The 16,564-nt window shown below is 68.7% G+C and carries 24 protein-coding genes and 1 tRNA gene; 10 read left to right on the top strand and 15 right to left on the bottom strand.

Going from position 1 to position 16,564, the window contains the following annotated elements:
• The gene (locus tag ACIBQ8_RS37020) at positions 1-618 is read right to left on the bottom strand and encodes a DUF47 domain-containing protein (protein WP_106243913.1); all 618 of its coding nucleotides are present in this window, start codon (positions 616-618) and stop codon (positions 1-3) included.
• A 236-nt stretch (positions 619-854) separates the two neighbouring features.
• Positions 855-1,430, bottom strand: coding sequence for a dCTP deaminase (gene dcd, locus ACIBQ8_RS37015; RefSeq protein WP_364326571.1), 576 nt, complete (start codon positions 1,428-1,430; stop codon positions 855-857).
• Positions 1,431-1,530: 100 nt separating this feature from the next.
• On the opposite strand from dcd, the gene ACIBQ8_RS37010 reads away from it, so the two are divergent.
• A tRNA-Gly gene (locus ACIBQ8_RS37010) sits at positions 1,531-1,604 on the top strand.
• Between the two features lie 175 nt (positions 1,605-1,779).
• Here ACIBQ8_RS37010 and ACIBQ8_RS37005 read toward each other — a convergent pair.
• The gene (locus tag ACIBQ8_RS37005; RefSeq protein ID WP_397173559.1) at positions 1,780-1,950 is read right to left on the bottom strand and encodes a hypothetical protein; all 171 of its coding nucleotides are present in this window, start codon (positions 1,948-1,950) and stop codon (positions 1,780-1,782) included.
• Between the two features lie 77 nt (positions 1,951-2,027).
• On the opposite strand from ACIBQ8_RS37005, the gene ACIBQ8_RS37000 reads away from it, so the two are divergent.
• Entirely contained in the window at positions 2,028-2,480 is a 453-nt protein-coding gene (locus ACIBQ8_RS37000) for a creatininase family protein (protein ID WP_397194389.1), read from the top strand.
• A gap of 195 nt (positions 2,481-2,675) precedes the next feature.
• Here the strand turns inward: ACIBQ8_RS37000 and ACIBQ8_RS36995 are convergent, their stop codons facing one another.
• Positions 2,676-3,404 (bottom strand): Type 1 glutamine amidotransferase-like domain-containing protein, encoded by a 729-nt coding sequence (locus ACIBQ8_RS36995; protein WP_397194388.1) that lies wholly within the window; start codon positions 3,402-3,404, stop codon positions 2,676-2,678.
• A 215-nt stretch (positions 3,405-3,619) separates the two neighbouring features.
• On the opposite strand from ACIBQ8_RS36995, the gene ACIBQ8_RS36990 reads away from it, so the two are divergent.
• The 4 genes from ACIBQ8_RS36990 (at position 3,620) to ACIBQ8_RS36975 (ending at position 7,433) form a co-directional block, all read left to right on the top strand.
• Positions 3,620-3,829: a hypothetical protein gene (locus tag ACIBQ8_RS36990; protein WP_397194387.1), complete on the top strand. Its 210-nt coding sequence runs from the start codon at positions 3,620-3,622 to the stop codon at positions 3,827-3,829.
• Positions 3,830-3,988: 159 nt separating this feature from the next.
• A complete protein-coding gene (locus ACIBQ8_RS36985) occupies positions 3,989-4,396 on the top strand; it encodes a DUF5655 domain-containing protein (protein ID WP_397194386.1) in 408 nt (135 codons plus the stop codon).
• Positions 4,397-4,604: 208 nt separating this feature from the next.
• Positions 4,605-5,168: a hypothetical protein gene (locus ACIBQ8_RS36980; RefSeq protein ID WP_397194385.1), complete on the top strand. Its 564-nt coding sequence runs from the start codon at positions 4,605-4,607 to the stop codon at positions 5,166-5,168.
• 1,986 nt (positions 5,169-7,154) lie between these two features.
• On the top strand, positions 7,155-7,433 hold the full coding sequence (locus ACIBQ8_RS36975; RefSeq protein WP_397194383.1) for a hypothetical protein: 279 nt from the start codon (positions 7,155-7,157) through the stop codon (positions 7,431-7,433).
• 30 nt (positions 7,434-7,463) lie between these two features.
• Here ACIBQ8_RS36975 and ACIBQ8_RS36970 read toward each other — a convergent pair whose 3' ends face one another.
• The 4 genes from ACIBQ8_RS36970 to pyrH form a co-directional block, all read right to left on the bottom strand.
• On the bottom strand, positions 7,464-7,718 hold the full coding sequence (locus ACIBQ8_RS36970; protein WP_357967010.1) for a hypothetical protein: 255 nt from the start codon (positions 7,716-7,718) through the stop codon (positions 7,464-7,466).
• The gene (locus ACIBQ8_RS36965; protein ID WP_397173260.1) at positions 7,715-7,894 is read right to left on the bottom strand and encodes a hypothetical protein; all 180 of its coding nucleotides are present in this window, start codon (positions 7,892-7,894) and stop codon (positions 7,715-7,717) included. Before ACIBQ8_RS36965 ends, ACIBQ8_RS36970 begins: the two co-directional genes overlap by 4 nt.
• Before the next feature lie 124 nt (positions 7,895-8,018).
• On the bottom strand, positions 8,019-8,558 hold the full coding sequence (locus tag ACIBQ8_RS36960; protein WP_397194382.1) for an SMI1/KNR4 family protein: 540 nt from the start codon (positions 8,556-8,558) through the stop codon (positions 8,019-8,021).
• 21 nt (positions 8,559-8,579) lie between these two features.
• A complete protein-coding gene (pyrH, locus tag ACIBQ8_RS36955; RefSeq protein ID WP_397173256.1) occupies positions 8,580-9,296 on the bottom strand; it encodes a UMP kinase in 717 nt (238 codons plus the stop codon).
• A 126-nt stretch (positions 9,297-9,422) separates the two neighbouring features.
• On the opposite strand from pyrH, the gene ACIBQ8_RS36950 reads away from it, so the two are divergent.
• Positions 9,423-9,659: a phosphoglycerate mutase family protein gene (locus ACIBQ8_RS36950; RefSeq protein WP_397194381.1), complete on the top strand. Its 237-nt coding sequence runs from the start codon at positions 9,423-9,425 to the stop codon at positions 9,657-9,659.
• A gap of 387 nt (positions 9,660-10,046) precedes the next feature.
• On the opposite strand, the gene ACIBQ8_RS36945 is transcribed toward ACIBQ8_RS36950, so the two are convergent.
• The 4 genes from ACIBQ8_RS36945 to ACIBQ8_RS36930 form a co-directional block, all read right to left on the bottom strand.
• Complete coding sequence (locus ACIBQ8_RS36945) at positions 10,047-10,508, bottom strand: NUDIX hydrolase (protein WP_397173252.1); 462 nt, start codon at positions 10,506-10,508, stop codon at positions 10,047-10,049.
• A gap of 69 nt (positions 10,509-10,577) precedes the next feature.
• Positions 10,578-11,099 carry an EF-hand domain-containing protein gene (locus ACIBQ8_RS36940; RefSeq protein WP_352355651.1) on the bottom strand — a complete coding sequence of 174 codons (522 nt, stop codon included), beginning with the start codon at positions 11,097-11,099 and terminating at the stop codon, positions 10,578-10,580.
• Positions 11,100-11,197: 98 nt separating this feature from the next.
• Positions 11,198-11,371: a hypothetical protein gene (locus ACIBQ8_RS36935; RefSeq protein ID WP_397194380.1), complete on the bottom strand. Its 174-nt coding sequence runs from the start codon at positions 11,369-11,371 to the stop codon at positions 11,198-11,200.
• A 267-nt stretch (positions 11,372-11,638) separates the two neighbouring features.
• A complete protein-coding gene (locus tag ACIBQ8_RS36930; protein ID WP_397194379.1) occupies positions 11,639-12,163 on the bottom strand; it encodes a sensor histidine kinase in 525 nt (174 codons plus the stop codon).
• Between the two features lie 132 nt (positions 12,164-12,295).
• Between ACIBQ8_RS36930 and ACIBQ8_RS36925 the strand changes: the two genes are divergently transcribed.
• The 3 genes from ACIBQ8_RS36925 to ACIBQ8_RS36915 all read left to right on the top strand — a co-directional run bounded on the left by ACIBQ8_RS36925 (position 12,296) and on the right by ACIBQ8_RS36915 (position 14,059).
• Positions 12,296-12,796, top strand: a complete 501-nt coding sequence (locus ACIBQ8_RS36925; protein WP_397194378.1) for a hypothetical protein — start codon at positions 12,296-12,298, stop codon at positions 12,794-12,796.
• Between the two features lie 104 nt (positions 12,797-12,900).
• Positions 12,901-13,236 carry a hypothetical protein gene (locus ACIBQ8_RS36920; protein WP_397194377.1) on the top strand — a complete coding sequence of 112 codons (336 nt, stop codon included), beginning with the start codon at positions 12,901-12,903 and terminating at the stop codon, positions 13,234-13,236.
• A gap of 10 nt (positions 13,237-13,246) precedes the next feature.
• Positions 13,247-14,059 carry an inositol monophosphatase family protein gene (locus ACIBQ8_RS36915; protein ID WP_397194376.1) on the top strand — a complete coding sequence of 271 codons (813 nt, stop codon included), beginning with the start codon at positions 13,247-13,249 and terminating at the stop codon, positions 14,057-14,059.
• A 111-nt stretch (positions 14,060-14,170) separates the two neighbouring features.
• Here ACIBQ8_RS36915 and ACIBQ8_RS36910 read toward each other — a convergent pair whose 3' ends face one another.
• The 3 genes from ACIBQ8_RS36910 to ACIBQ8_RS36900 all read right to left on the bottom strand — a co-directional run bounded on the left by ACIBQ8_RS36910 (position 14,171) and on the right by ACIBQ8_RS36900 (position 16,434).
• Positions 14,171-14,674, bottom strand: a complete 504-nt coding sequence (locus ACIBQ8_RS36910; RefSeq protein ID WP_397194375.1) for an HIT family protein — start codon at positions 14,672-14,674, stop codon at positions 14,171-14,173.
• A gap of 67 nt (positions 14,675-14,741) precedes the next feature.
• Positions 14,742-15,308, bottom strand: a complete 567-nt coding sequence (locus ACIBQ8_RS36905; protein WP_397194374.1) for a hypothetical protein — start codon at positions 15,306-15,308, stop codon at positions 14,742-14,744.
• Positions 15,309-15,387: 79 nt separating this feature from the next.
• Positions 15,388-16,434 (bottom strand): trypsin-like serine peptidase, encoded by a 1,047-nt coding sequence (locus tag ACIBQ8_RS36900; RefSeq protein WP_397194373.1) that lies wholly within the window; start codon positions 16,432-16,434, stop codon positions 15,388-15,390.
• Positions 16,435-16,564 lie beyond the last annotated feature (130 nt).

Genomic DNA, 16,564 nt, shown 5'->3' with positions numbered 1-16,564 from the left:
CTAGCTTTCCTTGACCGCGATCGACTCGACGGTGTTGGCCACGTGCTCGAAGGCGTCGGCGGCCTCCTCCAGGGCGTCGACGACCTCCTTCATCTTCATGACGGTGAGGGCGTCGTACTCGCCGCTGAACAGCTTGGCCAGCAGCCTGCGGTAGACCTGGTCACCCTGGTTCTCCAGGCGGTTGACCTCGATCCAGTACTCGTTGAGGTTCTTCATGGAACGCAGCCGGGGCATCGCCTCGGCGGTCAGCTCGGCGGCGCGTTCCAGGACCTCGACCTGCCGGACCACGTCCTTGGGGAGATGGTCGATCTGGTAGAGGACGATGAGGTCGGAGGCGGCCTCCATCGCGTCCATCACGTCGTCGAGGTTGGAGGCGAGGCGGTAGATGTCCTCACGGTCGAACGGAGTGATGAAGCTCTCGTTGAGCCGGTTCATGATCGCATGGGTGCGTTCGTCACCGGCGTGCTCGCAGGCGCGCATCTTCTCGGCCAGGGCTTCCCTGTCCGATCCGTCACTGATGATCTCGACCAGCAGACGGGATGCCGTGACCAGGTTGTTCGCGGAGTCGGCGAACAGGTCGTAGTAGCTGTCCTCACGTGGCGTGAGACGCAGGCGCACGTCGTTCTCCAGATGTGCGGGGATGGTCCGTGGAAGAGGGTACGGGTTACCAGGCGAAATGCGAACTTCATGTCCCCTTCGCCTTCTGGCTACCCTGCGTATGTTGTGCGACACCGGCGTCCGTTGTAGTTTGGCCGCTTTTTGCAGGGAAATCCGGCCGGTGACGTGGCCTGTTGTCGGGTGCGCGGAGGGCTCATCCTTCCGCGACGTTCCCTAAATGTTCACCTGTTGTTCACTCAAATCTTCGTCCGGTGGAAGTTCCTGAACGACCGGGACGGAGTCGGGCCCCGCTGCCCCTGATACCGGGACTCGTACTTGGCGGATCCGTACGGGTGCTCGGCGGGCGAGCTGAGCCGGAACACGCACAACTGCCCGATCTTCATCCCCGGCCACAGCTTGATGGGCAGGGTCGCCACGTTGGACAGCTCAAGCGTCACGTGCCCGCTGAAACCGGGATCGATGAACCCGGCGGTCGAGTGGGTCAGCAGGCCCAGCCGTCCGAGCGAGCTCTTCCCCTCCAGCCGCGAGGCCAGATCGTCGGGGAGCGTGATCACCTCATAGGTGGAGGCCAGCACGAACTCCCCCGGATGCAGGATGAACGGCTCGTCACCGGACGGCTCGACCATCCGCGTGAGATCCGGCTGCTCGACGGAGGGGTCGATATGGGGGTACTTGTGGTTCTCGAAGACACGGAAGTAGCGGTCGAGCCGTACGTCGATGCTGGACGGCTGGATCATGTCCTGGTGGAAGGGGTCTAGGGCGAGCCGGCCGGAGTCGATCTCAGCAAGGATGTCACGGTCAGATAGCAACACGGTGAGCCAACTTACCGTCCCGGCCGGAAAAGGTGGGGCGTTGGGTTTGCTGTTGGGGGGCAAGTTTCCGCTACAGTGGGGGGCGCGTACTTCGGTTCGTGCGGGTGTAGTTCAATGGCAGAACATCAGCTTCCCAAGCTGACAGCGCGGGTTCGATTCCCGTCACCCGCTCCAACTCCTCCTCCGTTCGGTGAACGCCACCCACCCGTCGCCTGCCCACACAGTGGGCCTGCCGCCTGCCCGAGTCGCCCTCGATTCGCCCGGACCATCCTTCTTGGGGCTTCGCCAGATGGCGAGGGACTCCCGCCCCTCGAACTCCCCACCGCTCGGCCCGCTTCTTCGTCGGCCTTCAGCGCTTCGTACGCTCGCTCAGGGGACGGCGATGACCCGTCACGCTCGCCGTGGCCTTGCGGTCGTCTCGCGCTTCGAGCCGCCGATCGACGGCGTTGGTGATCGCCTCGCCGGCTCCTCTGACCGCATGCTGGTAGATCATGGCCGCTCGGACGTTGTCGTGCCCCATGCGTGCCATGCGGTCCCTTGAGGCCCGCGCCGGACTCGGCCCGCCAGCATGTTGCCCGTGTGCCTCAGGTCACGCAAATGAAGCCCTGGCAAGCCCGTCTCCGTGACGACGTCCACCCACCGCGTACGGGTGTTGAAGCCACTCCGGCGCATCGGTCCGCCCTTGGCTGCCGGGGACATGAGCGCGCCCGGCTCGTCCTGGCCCAGGGTGTCCATGTACTCCCGGAGGATCGGGACGATGCCCTGCGGGATGCCCACCGTCCGGCGTCCGGCCTTGGACATGCCCGAGCCGCCGCACAGCTGTCCAGCTCCATGCACGAAGACATGCACGCCGGAGAGATCGAGACCTCGATCCTGCTGCACGCCTGCCCGGAAGTCATCCGCCCGGGCCATGAGAACGCTGACCATGTGGCCAACGAACGGCGACACCTTCTGTCCGAGGGCATGCAGGCGAAGAACGGCGTCATCGGCCGCCCCATCCTTCGCGACAGCCGCAAAGGGCAAAGCCGTGCCCGACTCGCTCACGGCTAGCTTCACCCACGTGATGAATCTGCTCCTCAGTCACCGAGCGGACACAGCGTGAGCACTGCGGCGGCGCGGCGCGCCGCCGCACCCCCCGGCCCTCCGCCCGCCCGCCGTCCGGGCATGCGGCCTGGGGGCGGTCCCGGCCGCCGGCGGCCCGGGCCGCGCACTCGTGTTGTGGCGCGGCAAGCTCCAGCGCAACTTTCACGGAACCCAGCAGCGAGCCGAAAGCGCCTTTTCCCGGTACCCGCCATCGCCGTCTGCCTCGACGAACCATGCGTTCCGGTCGGGAAGGACGCTCACGACCTCGTGCAGTTCGGTGCCCACGTAGCGGAGGGCGACTCCGTCCTCAGTGGCGTATCCCGCCGGCAGCCTCCCGGTGCCCACGAGTTCGCGGAACCGAGCCCGCCGGGGCTGATCGCCCAAGTCATCATGGACGCCATTGCTGAACGGCAGGAATCCCAAGCCGTCATTGAGAGCATCGAGATCGTCGCCGAAGGAGTCGGTCACACCGCCCGTGTGCCAGCACAGGCTGCCCGCGCTCTGACCGGCCAGTACGACGCCCTTCTCCCAGCACTCCCGCAGAATTTCATCAAGGCGGTGCGCCCGCCAGACCGCCAGCAGGTTCACCACGCTCCCCCCGGACACGAAGATCACATCCTGGGCAAGGAGGTGCGCCCGCACGTCGCGCACGTTCGGCTGCGTGAACAACTGGAGATGGGACAAGTCCGCGTCACCGAACGCCGCGGCCCGCGCGTACCAGCCGTCGATGAATTCCCGCGAGTCACCCACCGCCGTCGCGATGAGGCACATCCGCGGCTTACGCACACCAGCCAACTGCCTCGCCTGCCATATCTGAACGCCGACGTGCCGAAACCCCTCAGGCGGATACAGCACCCCGGAACAGGCCAGGATTTGCGACTCTCTTATCATGAACACGCATCTTTCAACTGGGACGGGTTACACGCAAGGAGCCCTTCGTAACTCTCACCCGCTTCATGCCTCCGGCGGGGCCTCGGCTCCGGGATGAGCGCATGAGCACGAGCAGAGGCCCGTAGCTGGTCGAGGTGGAAGCCTGATCATCCCGCCCACCGTCGACCCCGGACAAGCCGAGCGGGCCAGGGCCACGGGGTGATCAGACAGGGGAGATGCGCGCGGTGCACCTCAACATGCACAATGCGCTCGTGGAAATCGTTGGTGCGACCGCCGAAGTGATCACCGTGAAACTGGGTCCGGACGACGCCCTCGCGATCAACAATGCTCTCAACGAGGTCTGTAACGGCGTCCATCTTGACGACTGGGATTTCGGGACTCGCATGACGCCTACCTCGACCATCCTGGGTGGATCAACATCCTGAACTCGGCCGGCGCGGTCTACCTGGCCTTGTCGTCCGACAACCGCGGATCGTGACGAGACCTCGCGCAACGCGCCCTGGCACAAAGGAGCGTCAGGCAGGGGAGAACGTACGGATTTGCAGTCCGGAAACCGTCGCTGCCGCCTGCTACTTTCTCGGTCCATGGACCATGAGACCTGGACGATCGACGACCACCTTGAAGGCAAGCCCGACACATCGGTGGCCCTGTACCGCGAATTCGTCAGGCTGGTTGCGGCATGCGGCCCCTTCACGTATGCGGTGTCCAAGAGCATGATCACCGTCAAGGGAACACGTCGTGGATTCGCCGGAGCGAAGCCGGACGCGCGAGGGCTCCGAGGTTACTTCGACATCCAGCGTACGATCAGCGACGACTCTCGCATCACCAGCGTGGCTCCGTACACGAAGCGGCTGTACGTTCATTCCTTCCGAATCTCTGATCTCGCTGAGCTTGATGAGGAATTCGCCGGCTGGCTCCGCGAGGCGCACGAAGTGGGCCAAGGCGGACACCTGGGAGCTCCACGAGAAGGCCAGCCCTCACACGAGGCGTGAAGCCCCTGGTCAATGGCTGCGGTTCCCAAGCTGACGGCGCGGGTTCGATTCCCGTCACCCGCTCCTGGAGAGCCCAGTTCGTCACCCCTGAGCGCGGTGCCTGTGTTCGGTCTCTCGCACCCGCTGTGCGCCCCTTCACCAATGTCGGCACCGGAACCCCTCGGTATCCGGACGGCCAGGGCTGCAAGATCCGCACTAGCATGCGGCGATGGACTGGGGCGCCTTCGAGAACGCATGGCATGACAGCGCATGCCGCACCCTGAGTGACCTTGCAGCGGCGTCCCCCGGCGAGCGGCTGTACGGCGCGGCCTTCCACCTCTTCTACATGGACGACATCCAGATCCTCCCCCCTGCCCTGGCCGCCAACACTGAGGCAGCGGTGCACGAGGACCATGGGTACTCGACGCGGTTCACCCCGCCGGAGTGGCGGTGGGACGTCCTGGACGTCCCGAGCAATGCGATGTCGCCGTGGTATCACCGTCTCGCCGAAGAGCATTTGGCGCCCACCGCCTCCGAGGCTGATCGGTATGCGGCGTTGAACGCGCTCGATGCGGCGCACGACTCCGCCATGGCCAACGTCTGCAAAGCGATCACCGCGACAGCGCGCCGGGGCGACCTCCACAGCTCACTTCCGCCTGAGTTCGTCGTCGTCATCCTCGAAGGGCAACGCGGGGATGAGGAGGCCGGGCTGATCCGGAAGAGCGTCGACCCGCAGGTTCTTCCGACAGTCCCCGAACTGGCCGAGTACCTGCGGCAACTTGAGGAGGGTTGAGCGCCTGTCCAGCTCGGCGCCCCTCGGTGCAGTCGCGATCACCCGCCCTCCAGGACCTCCGGCTCGGAGGGGGCGTGCCCGTTGCGTGCCCGTTCGGGCGGCGATCAGCGGGGAGTCAGTGGCACCCCGATGCTCAGACATCCACCGCCCCCATCAGCTGGAACGGCGGCCTTGAAAGGACCGGAACAAACCGCGGGCCGGGATGGGGAGCGCCTGATCACGCCGCGCTCCCCTGCAGGTCATGACGCATCCGCAGACGAAGCCATATCCGCTTCAGCCCGAAGCTCCACGCCTAAGCACAACACGCACGCCCAGCTTGCGGCCGCCGTCAGTACGAATATCGAGTCGTCCCATAGCCCAGAAGACTTCTTGGACCGACGGGCTCCTCATCCTGAATGGCGTCGCGCTCTGCGCCGCTGCGATCCGGCCTCGTTCGGTGAAGGCACCCACTGTTTCTCATGTCTGATCGCCAGCCGAACCGCCCAGTAGATAAGGAAGAAGAACGCCGCTGCAGAGCCAGCCCATAACACCAGCAGAGACAGAGCATCAGTCACTACAACCCACCATTCGATCATCGCGACGTTGGGGACAAGAATGCCGCTTCTGCTTTTCAACGTCTACTAACTGGACTGGCGGTTGATGACGCCGCCAGCCCGCACGCCACAAGGAAGGAAACGACGCGAGGAATTGAGCCATACAAGCCTCCGGCTGGGGCTCTCCGGCTCGGGATGACGCTTTCGCCTCTACACGCCACGAGTGGCTGGGATGGAAGCCTGATCATCCCGCCCACCACCGGGCCGGGACAAGCTAGGCAGCCCAGTGCCCGATTACCCTTGCGCGAGTCGACGGGGTGCAGGCAAGCGAAGATGGCGGCCTCTCAGTCGTGTGGGCATCTTCCACCATGAAGGCAGAACGCCCCCGCCCAGGAGTCTGATAGCGGACGAGGTCGAGACGGACGACGGCTACGTGTTCGAACTGGAGTCGCCGCTCCTGCTCAACGTCGGCGATCGGCTCAGCTTCGACAGTGAACGTTCGGTTGAGGAGCGGGCGGCCGGAGATCGACCAGGACCCGACGGAGCATGGTCCACGCGATGCCGTCGCCCCGGGACCTAGGTCACCATTCATGTGACGTCGGCCGATCAGGCGGAGGTGGCCTCGGAAAGGGGTGTGCGCCTGGCTCCTTCGCGCCTACGAACCCCGACATCACCACGCAGGCACCCGCGGTTCGACGTAGCCGCCGAGGGCGTCCGCCGTGCCCCTCGGGAGGTCCGCAGAGGCACAGCCGGTGAGGGTGCTCCTCACTGAAAGCCACAACCCGTTCAACACGTCGCCCCCTTGCGTCTCTGCGCGCTCGGGTCCTCGCGCCGACGACGTCGTTGCCACCAGGCCCAATCCGAATCGGGCGACGTAGGCGACATTGGTGAGGTGCGGCGGAGGTAGTACAGATCGAGCGGCAGGACCGAGGCGTACAGGCGCGCCCTTGCCCACGGTGGTAAGCCGATGAGCGCCTGTTGCAGTCGCCAACGGGGTGCTTCTCCCGTGCACTCCTCGCACTGACACCTGAAGAAGGCACGGCCGGCGGTCCCCATCAGGACCGCCTCCTGCCAAGCCGCAAGGGCCGCCGCCACCGCGCCGGGCCACATGCGGGTGTGTTCCAGGGCGATCACCGCGGCCATCGGACGAGGGCCGAGCCCAGGAACGTGATGGATCACAGCTCTGTGGGTCCCGCACGCCGATCCACGCGTACGGACCTCCGAAGGGCGCCTACGCGGCATGGCCCTTTCTGATCGATGACATGACCACGATGATCGCACACGACACGAACCGAGCGGGCCTTGGACGCTCAACCTCTCCCGCCCCGTAACGACGGCCTGCTTCACCTTCAGACGGAACGGCGGCGGACAACAGCGTCCGACAGCGGAGATGCGCGCGCCGCTGCAATAAACCTATAGTGGCGGAGCTTCACCTACATATTGAGGTGTTCACGTGGCCGAACTGATCGGAATGCTTTATCGGACGACCCCCCTGACAGTGGGCGGAGTCATCCTCGTGGCCTTGTACTTGGCGTTTCGACACACCCAGCGGCACTCCCATTACCTCTTGTGGCCGGCAGCCGCCTGGCTCCTGGCCGCGCTGGACGAGTGGTACATGAACACCTACCAGCCGGAGATGAACATTCGAGTCGACATGCTGCCCTTCTTGGCGATGATGATCATCACCACGTTCGTCTGCGTCCCGCTGGCCTTCCTTCGCCGACGGACGTAATCGCGCGCGTCGCCGGGCAGACCTACTGGTCTATTCGTCGTCCTCGTCGCCCGTGTACGCCTCGTACAGCTTGCGGCGGAGGAGGTCGGTTCGGACGGTCAGGGCGCCGAGGAGTTCCTCATCGCTCAGCCCGTCCGTGGTTCGGAAGGCCCATGAGGAATGGCCTTCCTCGTCGAGGCACTTCACGAGGACTATCGCGCCCAGAGCGGTCCAGCCGTCGGGAAGCGGGTAGACGTCGAGGCCGTTCAGGGCCTGGCCTACGGGTACTTCCCTTTCCTCCGTCACAGGGCCTCCTGATGGCTGGTGGCGGCACGAACCGGGATGTGCTGCTCAAGCGCGTCGCGGCGAACGGCGAAGCCGCTGTGCCGGAGGCATTCGACTTCCCCGGCGCGCGGGCAGTGGTAGATGTCCGAACAGCCGCAGTCGAAGAGCACGGGCAGGGGGTCAGGCAGGGCGGCCACGTCTCAGATGATGTGCCGCCGGCTCCCCGCCGCGCAACCGCTTTGATCTCCGAACGGCAGCAGGTCTCAGCGGACGCCTACGGAAACAGGTCTCCAGGCCAGAAGCGGCCCCTCGAAAGGCGCCTCATTCCGCCAGCCGCTGCTGAGCGGACTCCCATGGCCGCAGCTCACCGTCTTCGTCGGCGCCCTCTTCGTACCAGCCCGTTTCGGAGAGCCAGGTCTCCAGCCACTCGGTCAGGCTCTCCGAGTCGGCATACCAGGCGTGGTGCCAGTCATCGCCGACCCCGTTCGGCTCGAAGAGCAGTACGGCGCCCTCGGGGCTGCGGCAGTCCACGGCGGCGTACATGCCGCACCCCCAGTCCAGGACGGGCAGGACGTCCGCCGGCCAGTGCGCGTCAGCGCCGGGTCCTGAGGTCTCCCGGATCTTGCGGTATTCGTTCACGGCGGTACGTCCTTCTCCGGCGAGCGGGAGAAGCTGGTAGTCGGGGCCGAAGCCGCCGTTGGCCACCTCGCGGTAGAGCCGGGTGAGCAGCGGAGGGAGTCGAAAGCCCAACGCGCGTTCCGCCTGTGCCACCTCCTCCGCCGTCGCGGGAGGAGGAAGGAGCTCCGTGGTCTCGCACGCCTTCGCCGACACGCGCCGAAGGAGATCATCGCTGTCCGTCATGACGGTGATCTTGCCATCGGCTCACGCCCTGGAGTGTTCCGGATCCCGGGTGATCCTCGTTCCCACGTCTTCTCCCTGGCAGATCGCCTTCATCACGCCCGTCGCCGCCACGTCGAACACGTGCATGACCAGCCCTTGTTCGTTGGCGAGCACGAAGGCGCTCTGGTCCATCACCCGCACCCCTGCCGCCAGAGCCTCTCGATAGGTGAGGTCGGTGTACCGCTTGGCGTCCGGGTTCACGTTGGGGTCGCTGTCGTACACCCCGTCGACCCCGCGCTTGGCGACCAGCAGCGCGTCCGCCTCAAGCTCCAGGGCCCGCTGGACAGCCGGATAGTCCGTCGTGACATACGGCTGGCCGATGCCACCGGCGAGCAGGACGATCAGCCCGCGGCGAAGGTGCCGGTCGGCGCGCAGCCGGATGAAGGGCTCCGCGACGCTCTGCATCGGCACTGCCGTCATCACCCGCACATCCGTCTGCGACCGCGCGGTGAGCACGCCACGCAGCATCAGCGCGTTCATCACCGTGCCGAGCATGCCGATGTTGTCGGCTTCGGCGCGGCCTATCCCCCAGCCGTCGGCCATCCGGCCGCGGAAGTAGTTGCCGCCGCCGATGACCACCGCGACCTCGACGCCCAGCGTACTGACGGAGAGGATTTCATCCGCCAGCTGAGCGAGACTCGCCGGATCGCTTCCCCAACCGGCATCTCCGGCAAGCGCCTCGCCGCTCAGCTTCACCACGACCCGTGAGTAACGACTCATCCCGTTCCCTCCACGGCCGCGCCCTCGGCGACCCGATCAAGGATACGAGGCGCACCCTCGCGAGGAACGTCCGACTGCGGGTGCCTCGACGGCCGCCCCCTTGGCATGATCCACAGCATGCGAACTCGGATGTTCTTCGTACGTCACGGGGACTCCCGCCACAAGCAGGAGGGCGTGATAGGCGGCCCGAACGGATGCCGCGGCCTCACCGACACCGGACACTGGCAAGCAGCACAGCTCGGGCGGCGGATCGCCGCGGAGATCGGCGACGACACGACGGCGATCTACTCCTCCCCCCCTGCCCCGCGCCGTGCAGACAGCCGCCGCTCTCCTCGACCGTGAGCTGGAAGCCGAGCTTGCGGTAGAAGTCCTCGGGGCCGCCTTCCCCTGGCTCCCACGTGACGTACAGCCGCGTGCCGCCACAGGCCGGACCTGAAGTCGACGCCCTTGCCGTTCCAGTCGATGTCCAGAAACGCCATGAGGAAACCGGCGGGACGATCACCGTCCAGGATGAGGCGCGGCCGGGCCACCTGCGGCTGCACGTAGGCCTCCGCGAGGGACTTCGCCACCGGCGACACGAACCGCTCCTGATCGGGACGGACCTTCACGGCGAGGGCCATCTCGACGTTGGCAGGGGTGATGGGCGCCAATGGTAGGGACCTGTTCATGGGAGAACCCTGGGGCGGAGATCGTCCTGCCCACGTGGCCCGGTGGGTTCGGGGGGCGGGGTCAGCTGTGGAGCAGCCGGGTGAGCGGCTCGCGCACGTCGGCGGGGTAGAGGCCGAGCCGCCCGAACTCGGCGGCGCTCGCCCACCTGAGCTCGAAGGTGTTGTCCGGCCCGTGGTCCACGGCTTCGTCACCGGAGAGCGACGGGACGCCGAGCACGTCCCGCATGAGGAAGTAGAAGGCGGGCCGGCCGTTGTGCGAGCCGGCGAAGAGCAACCGGTCGATCGTCGCGGTGAGCGTCGTCTCCTCGTGGAGCTCGCGGACCGCGGCGCTCTCCGGCGACTCGCCGTCCTCCACGTGGCCTCCCGGAAGAAGCGCGTAGTGGTGCCCGGGACACGGCTGCCCTTGTCGCCCTTTGGCGGTGCAGATGCCGCAGGCGACGCCGGCGCCGCGCCGGAAGTACCGCTTGATGACCAGGACCCGGCTGCCGTCGACGACCACGGCGACCGCTCGGGGGATCGACATGAGACGGATCATACGATCCGGCCCTGACCCCTGACCCGGCCGCGACGCTCCAGTGGCCCCGGGAAGCGGTCATTCGGGCGGGGCGCCGAACACGTATGAGCCGGGGGCGTCCGGGTCGTCGCCGGCCCAGAACTCGGTCCAGTGGAGGCGGAACTCCTCGCGTGAGAGGTGGCCGTCGCCGTCCAGGTCGAGGCGGGGGAAGATGTCGTCGGTGGCCGAGGGCGCGCCGTTCCACGTCTCGATCAGCGCGCCGTACTCCGAGCGGGAGATGAGGCCGTCGCCGTTGAGGTCGATGGCCTCGAACATCGCGTCGGCGGTGCCGGTGACCGCGTCGGTCATGTCGCCGAGCACGTCGACCACGCTGAGCACCTGGTCGAGGGAGACGCCGGCGTCGCCGCCGGAGGCGGCCCGGAGCACCGGCCACCAGCCGGTCATGACGGAGGTCAGCCGCTCCGGGCCGGCCGGCCCCGCGACGGCCGACCAGCGGTGGGCGAGCGCCTGGAAGTCGGCCTGGGTCAGCCGGCCGTCGCCGTCGACGTCCATCGCCCGGAAGACGCCGCCGACCTTCTTCCGCTGGAACTCACTGGCCACATCTGCCTCCACTCCTCGGGGAGACCCAATGCTGTCGAGTGATCACTTATCGTGACCATAGTCGTTTGAGTGACTAATCCGTTACGTAGGGTGGGGGGTCAGGTGAAGTGCGCGCAGCGGGCCTGCCCGGCGCCCGGCACGGTCACCCGTACGTCGTCCACCTTCACGCCGCGCTCGGCGGCGGTGGCGGCGGCGATCGTGCAGACGAGCTGCCCGGTCGCCGTCCGCGACAGGCCGGCGCCCTCGGCCGGGGCGAACGCGTCGTCGCTCACCTGGACGGCCAGCTTCTCCGGCAGCCTGGTGACGAAGCCCCGCTCGCCTTCCTCCGCGGTGGGGCCGCCGGTCAGCAGCCCGACGGCTTCGGCGGCGTCCAGCGGGGCCCTCGGGGCGGGTGACGGGCACGAGACGGTCGTGCCGCACGAAGTACAGGCTGGTCCCCTGGATGAAGCCGCGCGGCGCCTCGCCGGCGCGGATCACGCCCGTGGGGCCCACTCCGCAGGCCGCGCAGGCGGCCAGGACCAACGCGAGCGGCCAGGCCCTCACGGACGGTTCCTCGGCAGGGTGAGGGTGAAGACGGCCCCCGGGCCGGGGGCCACGGTGAGGTCGCCGCCGTGCAGGAGGGCGTTCTCGCGGGCGATGGCCAGCCCCAGGCCGCTGCCCTCGGAGCGGGTCCGCGCGAGCTCGGCCTTGTAGCAGCGCTCGAAGACGTGCGGGAGCACGTCGGCGGGCAGGCCGGGCCCCTGGTCGGAGACCTCGACGGCGACAGCCCGATCGGTGGCGCGCACCCGGACGGCGACGGGCGGCGCGCCGTGCCGCAGCGCGTTGCCGACGAGGTTGGCCACGATGACGTCCAGGCGGCGCGGGTCGAGGGGAACGCGGACGTCCGGCGACGGCAGGTCGGCGGTGACGTCCGAGCTCCAGCCGCGGGAGCGCAGGCAGGCCGCGACGGCGGCGCCGACGTCCACGTCGTTGAGGTTCAGCGCGGCGGCCCCGGCGTCGAAGCGGGAGATCTCCATCAGGTCGTCGACGAGCGCGGTGAGCCGGGCCACCTCAGCGGTGATCAACCGGGCGGCGGTCCCGGCGTCGGCGTCCAGCCGGTCGGCGCCCGCTTCCGTTCATGACATGGAGCGGACGGGCTCCTCACGACGGCGGGCCACGGTGTTGGGCAGCCCGCCGACCCATTGGAGGAAACCGCGTTGATCAGCACGCGGCGTCTCGCCGTCCTGGCCGCCCTGCCCGTCCTCGCCCTGAGCGCGGCGTGCGGGACGCGGAGCCTCGCCGGCTCGTCCAGCCCCGCGCCCGACTCCGGCAAGCCGAGCTGGCACGAGACCGCGGTGAAGTTCGCCGGATGCATGCGCGAGAACGGGATCGACATCCCGGACCCGGTCAAGGGGCAGGACCTCGACACCAGCGCCGTCAGCAAGGTCACCCAGGCCAAGCTCGACGCCGCCATGAAGGCGTGCAAGGAGTGGGACTCGGCGCTGCTCGGCGGCTCCGAACCGGCCACCCCCGAGGAGGACGCCAAGTTCGCCGCGTGGGCGCAGTGTCTGCGCAAGGGCGGCGTCTGGCAGCCCGTCACCAAGGACGAGACGAAGCCGGCCGGGTTCAAGCAGGTCAAGCCCGGCTCGGCGGCCGAGAGGCAGGTCTTCGAGGGCTGCGACCTGCTCCGGCCGCCCGCCCCGTACGAGGAGAACTGACCACCCCGCACCCCGCCAGGGAAGGGTCGGCGGGACCCCGGCCGGCTCCGGCTCCTGGCCCTCAGGAGCCGGAGCCGGCCGACCCTGGGGGCTACCCTGGGCGCATGGGTCATGCGAAGACGTCGTTCGTCTGCCTGCCTTGCCGGGCCTCGTACAAGCAGCCCTACCCGCTGCCCGGTGACCGGGGACGGTCGTGCCCGCGGTGCGGCGAGCCGCTGATCCACCTGGGTTCCGCCTTCGCGGCCCCCCGGCGGCGCGACACCGCGGCCTGGCGGGTGCTCTCGCTGCTGCTGCACGCGGGCGTCGGCTTCCACAAGAGTTGCTGCGGCGGGCCCGGCTACCGGCCGCGCACGCTCGGCGCTGCTCGCGCGCGGATGGCGCACGCGCGGGCCACCGGAGAGCCGTTCGCCAAGGCCCTGACGCGTTCCGAACTGCCCTAGGACGGCCCGTATGACCATCGACGTCCGGACGCTGCTGCCCGTCGCCGAGCGGGCCGCGTCGATCGCCGGCGAGATCATCACCACCCGGGCTCCCGGCGTCGTCACCGCCAAGGGCGACCGCGACATGGCCACCGAGGTCGATTTCGCCGTCGAGCACGCCGTACGCGAGTTCCTGTCGAAGGAGACGCCCGAGCTGGGCTTCCTCGGCGAGGAGGAGGGCGCGAGCCGACCGGGCCGGGGCCTGACGTGGGTGCTCGACCCCGTGGACGGCACGGCGAACTTCCTGCACGGCATCCCGCTGTGCGGGGTCTCCCTGGGCCTGGTCGACGGGGACGTGCCGCTGCTCGGCGTCGTCGGCCTGCCGTTCCTGGACGTCCGCTACTCGGCCGCCCGGGGCGCCGGTGCGACGGCCGGCGGATCGCCCGTCCGGGTCAGCGGCGCCAGGGAACTCCAGGACGCCGTCGTCGCCCTGGGCGACTACGCGGTGGGCGAGGACGCGGCCGAACGCAACCGCCCCCGCTTCGCCCTGACCCAGGAGCTGGCCGCGCGCGTCCAGCGCGTCAGGATGCTCGGCTCGGCCGCGATCGACCTCGTGTGGGTGGCCGACGGCAAGGTGGATGCCAGCGTCATGCTCAGCAACAACCCTTGGGACACCGCGGCGGGCGTCGTCATCGCCCGCGAGGCCGGAGCCCTGGTTCTCGACCTCGACGGCAGCCCCCACGACCTGTCCTCCGGGGCGACCGTCGCGACGAGCCCCGCCCTCGCCGCCGACCTCCTGAAACTCCTCACCGTCGCCCGCTCCCACGGCGAGTCCCCGGAATAGGGCCGCCCGGCGTCGGCGAGGCATTCGCGTAGGTCGGTCCGGGCGTCGGCGAGGCTTCCGCGCAGGGCCGTCCGGCGTTGAGGCAGGACCGGGCGGTTCCCGGGGTCCGCTTCAGCCGCCGGTGTGGGGCTGAGCTCCGTGGGCCGCGTGCAGTTCGCCGAGTCGGCGGCCGATCTCCTCGCGCACCGGGTCGTGCCGCGGGCCGAGGGCGAATCGCTCGTCGGACCAGCTCTCGGGCGGATACAGCCACACCGGCCGGCCGACCAGCCGGGCCGGTTCCCACTCGTACCGCGGCCAGACGTGGGCGTGCAGGAAGGGGTCGGTGTTGCCGAGGATCTCCAGGTTCACCCGCCGGAACGCCGGGTCCAGCGCGCCGCAGGCCCGCTCGACCGCCTCGCCGAGCAGCTCCATGTCCGACAGGAACGCCATCCGCCTGGCCCGGGGCAGGTCGGACAGCCGTTGGACGCCGGGCTCGTCCGTCAGGAGAACCGAGTATCCCGGCAGGAACTGAGTGTCACCGATCACGGCGAAGCCGGCGTCCAGCCGCCTGAGGACGGTGGGATTCCGGCCCGCCAACGCACTGCCGATCCTGTCCTGCCGCCAGTCATCGCTCATGACGCCCGACCCTACACACGGCCCGAAGCTCGCTGGTGAGCCGGTCGGCGTCCCCGGCCCGGCGCGCTCAGGACAACTCGCCGACCAGCGCGACGACATGCCCTCCACCGCTGGTGCACCGCCAGACAGGCCCGCGATCCTCCCCTCCGACGCGCAGCCCACGGTCGTGCGCGGGGCAGACGGGCCACACCGTCCAGGTGAGCCCCATGAGGGTCTCCTGGACCGCCTCGGCGAGGGACAGCAACGCTCGCTGCGCGTCGCTGCCCCCTTCTGGCGGGATCCCGTTGCCGTGGTAGGAACCCTCGTACTCCACCTGCGCGTCGTGACGCCCGCGCAAGGGATCGGTGATCAGGCGTAGCCGGCCGGTGATCCCGGCAACCCGGACGTCGCGTTCCACGACCTCCAGCGCCTGCTCCAGCGTCGTCCACAACTGGGGGTCGACGGCGAAGCCCGGACGGAAGTCGATGTCGTCGAGAAGACCCTGCCCCAGCCGGGCCAGATCGGCGGCGCTCGGCCGGGCGGCGGAGGACTCCAGGAGCTCCCGCGTGGTCGCAGTGCTCAGACCCCATTCCTCCAGCAGGGAGGCCAGTTCCAGGACGGGGGCGGCGTCGAGGCCGCCGTCCCGCAGAGCCACGTAGACGCGGCTCCCCAGCTCGTGGGCTTGCCCTTCAACAGGATGCACACCGCAGTATCCCCCGGCCCGGTGGCGTGCCCTATGGCAGGACGATGGAGCCGCTCCACTGGGTGCTCGCGTCGGAGTAGACCCCGCGCAGTTCGCCGTCGAAGTACGGCGAGAAGCTCTTGTCGTAGCGCAGGTCGCCGTCGGTGTCGGCGACGCTGATGGTGATCGCGTTGAGGTGGCCCACGCGACTGCTCTTGTCGTAGCGCAGCAGCCAGGAGGAGCCGAGGGAGCCTTCACCGGGGAACGGGGAGTCCACGGCGGCGAGTTCCTCGGCCTTCAGGCCGGGCGCCTGGGCGGCGGAGGTGCGTCCCGTGAAGGTTTCGAGGGTGTCGCCCGGCTGCGGGCGGGAGCCGTCGGGGTGGACGCCGGCCGGGAAGCCGAAGACGTCGACCGAGGAGTCGAGCGGCTGGTTCCAGGCCAGGCCCTGTCCGCCGACCTGGTCGACCAGCCTGCCGGTGTCGGTCAGCTCGCCTGCGGGAGAGGAGGTGACGCCGTTGTGGACGGTGACGAAGGCGTAGTCGCGGTCGTGGTCGCCGTACGCGGGGAAGTCGAAGTGGGTGAAGAGCTGCTTCCCGACGTAGAGGCCGGACGGGGCGGTGCCGGCGGAGTGGCCGGGGACGAAGACCCACTTGCCGAGAGCCGCGCCGTACTGCTGGTCGTACCCGCAATGGCCGGCGGTGGCCACGAGGTTGCGGTACTGCGACTGCATGGCGGTGCCGGTGCACCAGTGCGGCAGGCCGTCGGCGCCGACGAAGAACACCTTGCCCGAGCTGACGGGCCCCTTGCCGGCGTCTCCGGCGCCGTCGGGCGGGAGCACGGGCGGGACGGTGCCGGGCTTGCCGTCGGCAACGACCGTACCGCCGAGGATGACCTCGTCGATGTCGGTCTGGACGGCGTAGGGGGTGGCGTCCGCCAGGTTGGCGCCGCCGTTGCCCAGCCAGAACGCGGCCACCTCGACGGCGGACGTCTGCGTGACCGCCAGCGGGTAGCTAGCCGTGCCGGCCGCTCCGGCGGCGGGCGCGGCCGTGAGTCCGGAGACCAGGAGGCCGGTGGCCAGCACGCCCAGCATTGTCTTCATCCAGCCTGCTCCACTCTGCTCGGGGGGTTACGGCTTTTCGAACATACGATCGCCGTCGAGGGCTGACGCTACCCGCCGAACTCAAGATGATCAACACTTTCGACAGCCGGCTGTCAACCCGACCCCCGCG

The organism is Nonomuraea sp. NPDC049646 (genome assembly GCF_044465525.1).
Lineage (GTDB): Bacteria > Actinomycetota > Actinomycetes > Streptosporangiales > Streptosporangiaceae > Nonomuraea.
Note: the sequence above shows the minus strand (reverse complement) of the source record. Positions and strands in the feature narration are given on the sequence as shown.